We start from the raw sequence: 6,454 nt of genomic DNA, 5'->3' as shown, positions 1-6,454 counted from the left end.
CGCGGCGAGGCGCGGTGCCAGGGCACGCGAGCCCGGCAAGATCCAAACGAGAGGCCCTAGGCCCGAGGTCCTCGGCCGGTGCGTCTGAGACGATGGACGGGTGAACGAGATTCCGCACGGCACGCTTCAGGAGCAGACCTTCTACGAGCAGGTCGGCGGCGAGGAGACCTTCCGACGGCTGGTCCGCCGCTTCTACGAGGGTGTGGCGGAGGATCCGCTGCTGCGGCCGATGTACCCGGAGGAGGATCTCGGCCCGGCCGAGGAGCGCCTCACGCTCTTCCTCATGCAGTACTGGGGCGGCCCTCGCACCTACAGCGACAACCGCGGCCATCCTCGGCTGCGGATGCGTCATGCGCCGTTCACGGTCGACAGCGCCGCGCACGACGCCTGGCTGAAGCACATGCGGGTTGCGGTGGACGAGCTGGGCCTGTCCGAGGAGCACGAGCGGCAGCTCTGGAAGTACCTCACCTACGCCGCCGCCTCGATGGTCAACTCCGCGGGCTGACCGGACCGGCCCCCACGCCGGGCCGGGTCGATCGCCAGACCGGGCCGCCGGCCGATCCTCAGGCCGGAGTGACGGACAGCGCGCCGAGTCCCGCGCGCCGTACCGCTATCGAGCCGTACGGCGTACGGAGCCGGAGCCAGCTTCCCGACTCCAGCAGCGCCACCGGCTCCGGCTCCGGTGACGCCGACGCCTTCCCGGACACGGCGTGCGCGGCGGACACCGCATGCGCTGCGGGCACGGGCACCATCTCGCGGACCGGCCGCAGAAAGCCCAGCGACTGTGCCGCGTGCACGGCCCGCAGCGGAAGCTGGGTGTCGCCGAGAGTGCGGGACCAGATCTCCCGGCCGATCCGGTCCCGTTCGACCCTGGTCCTGCTGCCGGACGGCAACTGCTCGTCGCGGGAACGGAATTCGGCGACCGCGGCCGACAGCGCGCCACGCATCGCGCCCTCCCCCGGCAGTCCGGCCACCTGCCGCCAGCCACCGCGCGGCGGCAGCACTCCGGCCCACGGCGGCCCGGTGACGGCCGCGGGCACGACCGCATGACCGGTGTGTTCGTCGATCGCTTCAAGCAGTTCACCGGCGGAGACGGTGACATCCAGCTCGTACGGCGCGGCCAGCCTGGCCGTACGGATCGCCAGCACCTCGAAGGACGCCGGCCGGCCGAACACCGCGAGCGCACCGCCTCCGGCCTGGAGCCGGACGGCGGCGGCGCGGTCGTAGTGGATCAGCCGGCCGAGGAAGGCGCCGAGATCGGCCGCCTCCCGCGCATCGGCGAACTCCAGTCCCCGCGCGGAGACGGGCTGTACGGACTCGGGCTCAGGCATAGGCACGGACGCGGTCATGCCGCGATGGCATCCTTGTCGTCATCCAGATATTTCAGGAGGAAGGACTTCTCCTCCTCGGTGATCCGCCGTGGGCGCCCGGCGGCCAGGTCGTACGGCACGACGACCGTCGAGGCCCGTACGTAGACCTCCTCCGCGTCCTCGTCGTCCTTGATCTCGTACGCGATCGTCAGCGACGCCGCACTTATCTTCGTCACCCACGATTCGACGGTCACCGGCGCGTGCCGGTGGACCAGCGGCCGTTTGTAGTCGATCTCGTGCCGGGCCACGACGGAACCGCCGGCGAAGGACGGCGAGCCGTCCCCCGGCGCCAGCCGGAACATGAAGTCGATCCGGGCCTCCTCCAGATAACGGAGGAAGACCACATTGTTGACATGCCCGAAGGCGTCCATGTCCGACCAGCGCAGAGGACAGATGTAGAAGTGCCGGGCCATCTCAGCCCCGGGTGAGCTTCTTGTAGGTGGCACGGTGCGGGCGGGCGGCGTCCGCGCCGAGCCGCTCGACCTTGTTCTTCTCGTACGAGTCGAAGTTGCCCTCGAACCAGAACCACCTGGAGTCGCCCTCGTACGCCAGGATGTGCGTGGCGACGCGGTCGAGGAACCACCGGTCGTGGGAGACGACCACGGCCGCGCCCGGGAACTCCAGCAGCGCGTTCTCCAGCGAGGACAGGGTCTCGACGTCGAGGTCGTTGGTCGGCTCGTCGAGGAGCAGCAGATTGCCGCCCTGCTTGAGCGTCAGCGCCAGATTGAGCCGGTTGCGCTCACCGCCGGAGAGCACTCCGGCCGGCTTCTGCTGGTCCGGGCCCTTGAAGCCGAAGGCGGAGACATAGGCGCGCGAGGGCATCTCGACCTGGCCGACGTTGATGTAGTCCAGCTCGTCGGAGACGACCGCCCACAGCGACTTCTTCGGGTCGATGTTCGAGCGGCCCTGGTCGACATAGCTGATCTTGACGGTGTCGCCGACCTTGATGACACCGGAGTCCGGCTCCTCGATGCCCTGGATCATTTTGAACAGCGTGGTCTTGCCCGCGCCGTTCGGCCCGATCACACCGACGATGCCGTTGCGCGGGAGCGAGAACGACAGATCGTCGATCAGGACCTTCTCGCCGAACGCCTTGGAGAGATGCTCCACCTCGACCACGACACTGCCGAGCCGCGGGCCCGGCGGGATCTGGATCTCCTCGAAGTCCAGCTTCCGCATCTTGTCGGCCTCGGCGGCCATCTCCTCGTAACGGGCCAGCCTGGCCTTGGACTTGGCCTGGCGTCCCTTCGCGTTGGAGCGGACCCACTCCAGCTCTTCCTTGAGCCGCTTGGCGCGCTTGGCGTCCTTCTGGCCCTCGACCTTCAGACGCGTCTGCTTGGTCTCCAGATAGGTGGAGTAGTTGCCCTCGTACCCGATGGCCCGGCCGCGGTCCAGCTCCAGGATCCAGCCGGCGACATTGTCGAGGAAGTACCGGTCGTGGGTGACGGCGACGACGGTGCCGGGGTACTTGGCGAGATGCTGCTCCAGCCACTGGACCGACTCGGCGTCCAGATGGTTGGTGGGCTCGTCCAGCAACAGCAGATCGGGGGCTTCGAGCAGCAGCTTGCAGAGCGCGACACGGCGGCGCTCGCCACCGGAGAGATTGGTGACGGGCCAGTCGCCGGGCGGGCAGCCGAGCGCGTCCATGGCCTGTTCGAGCTGGGTGTCCAGGTCCCACGCGTTGGCGTGGTCGAGGTCCTCCTGGAGCTTGCCCATCTCCTCCATGAGCGCGTCGGAGTAGTCCGTCGCCATCGCCTCGGCCACTTCGTTGAAGCGGTTGAGCTTGCCCATGATCTCGGCGGCGCCGTCCTGGACGTTCTGGAGGACGGTCTTGGACTCGTCCAGCGGCGGCTCCTGGAGGAGCATGCCGACGGTGTAGCCCGGGGAGAGGAACGCGTCGCCGTTGGACGGCTGCTCAAGGCCGGCCATGATCTTCAGCACGGTGGACTTGCCGGCGCCGTTCGGACCCACCACACCGATCTTCGCGCCCGGCAGGAAGCTCAGCGTCACGTCATCGAGGATGACCTTGTCGCCGTGCGCCTTACGCGTCTTGCGCATCGTGTAGATGTACTCAGCCAAGAGAAACCGTCCGGCAATCGAGAAGGGCCAATGTGCGGCTCCGCCGCATGAGGCAGATACACCCCATCTTGCCTGACGTCCATCCCCTGATGGAAACCAGTACCGCTCCCCGGACCCGCCGCGCGCCATGGCACCGCCGGTACGGGCGTGGCCCCCGGCGCGCTGTCGCGTACCGGGGGCCACTGTGTGCGCCGTATCACTCAGCGCCAAGGTGTACTCACGCTCGGGTCACTCCAGGGAGGAGTGGATCACTCCTCGGAGGCCGAGGCCTTCTTCTTGCGGAGGAGGAACACGGCCGCGCCGCCCAGGACGACCAGCGCTATCGCGATGCCCGCGATGATCGGCGTGGCGCTGGAGGAGCCGGTCTCCGCCAGATCGCCCGTGCCGCTCATGGCGCCCAGGCCGCCCGCCACGGCGCCGCCGGCCGAGGCCGCGCTCGGCTGCGAGGAGGGCTGCTCGGTCACCGGAGCGGGAGTGCCGGTGGTCTCGCAGTCCAGGACGCCCTTGAAGTTCTGGGTGAATCCGGCGGGCCCGGTGATGGTGAAGTCGTACGCCTCGTCCTCGCCGACCGGCACGGTGACGGTCTCGGTGGCACCCGGCGCCACGGTGTGCTCGGAGCCGTTCAGCTCGAAGGTGAACGGCGCGTCGCCCGTGTTGGCTGCGGTGACATCGACACCGCCCTCCGCGCAGTTCTTCTCCGCCGTGACCGCCGGGATCGCGCCGCGCTCGGCCCAGGTCGCCGTCGCCGTCGCGGAGACGGTGGACTCACTGGATCCGGCCAGGATCTGCGTCTGGCTCTTGGTCACACCGGCGAAGGCGCGGCCGACCGGCACGGAGGTGGTGGCCTGCACACCGAGCGAGGCCGTGCCGTCGACGGCGTCGGAGGGCACGTCGAAGTAAAGCTCCGTGCCGTTGACGGCGGTGGTGACCGGTGTGCCCTCCTTGTCGGTGATCTCGACGCCGGTGGCGGCGGCATCGGCGGGCGGCGCCACCGCGACACCGTCGGCGTCGGTCCGGACGGTGACGGGACCGATCTTCTCGCCGGCCTTGCCGGAGACCGCGCCGGGCTCCAGAGTCAGCGAGGCCTTGGGCTCCGCGCTGTCCTGGGCGCTCTTCTCCAGCCAGTCGGCGAGCTTCTCGGCCTCGGCGTCACTGGCGTCGACATCGGCGCCGTCCGAGTAGCGCCAGATCGCGACCTGGGTGCCGGCCGCGGCGGCCTTCTCGGTGAGCGGTCCGGTGCCTGCGGCCTCGGCCAGCGCCGAGAGGTCGTCGATCTGCGGATAGGAGTGGTCCAGTATCCAGCGGATCTTGCCGGCGTTCTTGTTGGCGCCGAGCGAGGTCTGGTCCCAGGGCGTCTCCAGATACTTCGCCTGCTCCTGCGTCGGGTTGTGGATGTCGATGCAGTACGTCTTGAGCTTGCCGCCGCCGTCGACGGTCATTTCGAACAGTCCGGCGGGAAGCTGCTGGTCCTTGCCGTTCGCATGGAGGACGGCACCGTCGTAGGTCTTCAGACCGTCGAGCGTGGCGGCGGCGCCGCCCGGGTGCTGGGAGGTGTCATCGGCGACGGCCGCGCCGGCACCGGCCAGCGAGCCCATCGCGACCAGACCCGATACGAGAACCGCGGCGGCGAGACGAGCGGCGCCTCGCCTCCGTACGGATGACGCAGATATCGCAGAAAACACAGAATTCCCCTTCGGGCGAGGTCCTGTCGCGTATGAACGCGTGGGGGGATGCCTCGCCGGCAGACTCAAGTGCCCGTGAGTACTCGCGAATCCTATGGACGGGAAGAACCGCGAATGCCCGCCCGCGCACCCAGACAACCGTTCCGAATCGGAATCGTTATCGACACTCCGAAGCAACCATGGAATACGGCTGGGTATATCGACAAATCTCCACAACTGCCTCTCAGGCAACAGGGACCGCCACGGCAATGGCATCACGCTCCGAAACCGCCGCCGCCAGAGGCTCAGAACCGGGCGGCCCGGGTGGACCGGGCGGCCCGGGTGGACTGGACGGCCCGGGCGGACCAGGCGGCGCGCCCGGCTCCTGCTCGCGGCTCCGGCCTCGGTCCTCGTCCTGGCTCTGCGCCATCCCGCCATGACGCTCCGTCAGAGGCGGAACGGCCCTGCCCGCGCGTCTGAACGCGGAGGTCCCGCGCGTCAGATCGTGGCCGACCGCCACCGCCTCGATATCCACGGAGACTCTGCGCTGTCCGTCCCGCTCGTCCTCGCGCACCCGCAGCCGGCCGTGCACCACGAGCGGCTCACCGACGGACACCGAGGCCGCCAGATTCGCTCCCAGGGACCGCCACGCCCACACCGTGTAGAAGCTCGTCGGCCCGTCCGCCCAGCCGTTCTTCTGCCGGTCCCAGCGGCGCACGCTCACCGCGAATCTGAAGCGTGCCACTCCGCCCGTGGGCGACTCCCGGAATTCCACGCTTGTAGCGACATTCCCCACCACCGTCACCACTGTGTCGTTCATAACGGCCCTCCCGTCCGGCTGCATTGACTGATTCCATGCTGGACCGGACGGAAAGAATGTGCCGACGCCTGTGGATTACCGATCAGTTGTGGAAAACCTCGTCACCCGCCGCCGCCCGCTTCACCCGCCACCCGTCACCCGTCATCCGCCGCCCGCCGCTCGCCGCTCGCCTCACCCGCCTCGCCTCAGCGGCCTGCCCGGGACACCGCCACGTACTGGTCCCGCACCTCCCGGTACCGCATCAGCTCCGCCGCGATCGGATCGAGCACCCGCGCCCGGCCGCATCCCGCCGCCGCCTCGCGCAGCTTGCGCTCGGCGTCCTGCCCGTACCGTCTCGCCGGTCCGCGTGCCGCCGCGGCACAGGCCCACTCCACCAGCGGGCCGCCGATGATCCCGGCCAGCATCACCAGCACGGGCGGAATCAGCCCGGGCTCCAGTACGCCGATGATCTGTCCCACCAGCCAGAGCGCGCCGAAGATCTGAAGCAGCGTCATGGTCGCCTGCACCAGTACGGCGGCGGGGCG

6 protein-coding genes and 1 pseudogene are annotated in these 6,454 nt (G+C 69.3%); 1 reads left to right on the top strand and 6 read right to left on the bottom strand.

What is annotated here, in order from left to right; all coding sequences use genetic code 11:
* Positions 1-100 precede the first annotated feature (100 nt).
* Positions 101-505: a globin gene (locus GA0115259_RS05650; RefSeq protein ID WP_093591758.1), complete on the top strand. Its 405-nt coding sequence runs from the start codon at positions 101-103 to the stop codon at positions 503-505.
* A gap of 58 nt (positions 506-563) precedes the next feature.
* On the opposite strand, the gene GA0115259_RS05645 is transcribed toward GA0115259_RS05650, so the two are convergent.
* The 6 genes and pseudogenes from GA0115259_RS05645 to GA0115259_RS05620 all read right to left on the bottom strand — a co-directional run.
* The gene (locus GA0115259_RS05645) at positions 564-1,349 is read right to left on the bottom strand and encodes a DUF8010 domain-containing protein (RefSeq protein ID WP_370747392.1); all 786 of its coding nucleotides are present in this window, start codon (positions 1,347-1,349) and stop codon (positions 564-566) included.
* On the bottom strand, positions 1,346-1,783 hold the full coding sequence (locus GA0115259_RS05640) for an acyl-CoA thioesterase (RefSeq protein ID WP_093591751.1): 438 nt from the start codon (positions 1,781-1,783) through the stop codon (positions 1,346-1,348). Before GA0115259_RS05640 ends, GA0115259_RS05645 begins: the two co-directional genes overlap by 4 nt.
* Position 1,784: 1 nt before the next feature.
* Complete coding sequence (ettA, locus tag GA0115259_RS05635; protein ID WP_093591748.1) at positions 1,785-3,449, bottom strand: energy-dependent translational throttle protein EttA; 1,665 nt, start codon at positions 3,447-3,449, stop codon at positions 1,785-1,787.
* A gap of 248 nt (positions 3,450-3,697) precedes the next feature.
* A complete protein-coding gene (locus tag GA0115259_RS05630; protein WP_256097917.1) occupies positions 3,698-5,131 on the bottom strand; it encodes a Cys-Gln thioester bond-forming surface protein in 1,434 nt (477 codons plus the stop codon).
* 223 nt (positions 5,132-5,354) lie between these two features.
* Positions 5,355-5,930, bottom strand: coding sequence for a single-stranded DNA-binding protein (locus GA0115259_RS05625; protein ID WP_093591742.1), 576 nt, complete (start codon positions 5,928-5,930; stop codon positions 5,355-5,357).
* 185 nt (positions 5,931-6,115) lie between these two features.
* A pseudogene (locus tag GA0115259_RS05620) lies at positions 6,116-6,454 on the bottom strand (ATP-binding protein); the annotation flags it as partial.

The sequence above is a fragment of the Streptomyces sp. MnatMP-M17 genome, from assembly GCF_900091995.1.
Lineage (GTDB): Bacteria > Actinomycetota > Actinomycetes > Streptomycetales > Streptomycetaceae > Streptomyces.
Note: the sequence above shows the minus strand (reverse complement) of the source record. Positions and strands in the feature narration are given on the sequence as shown.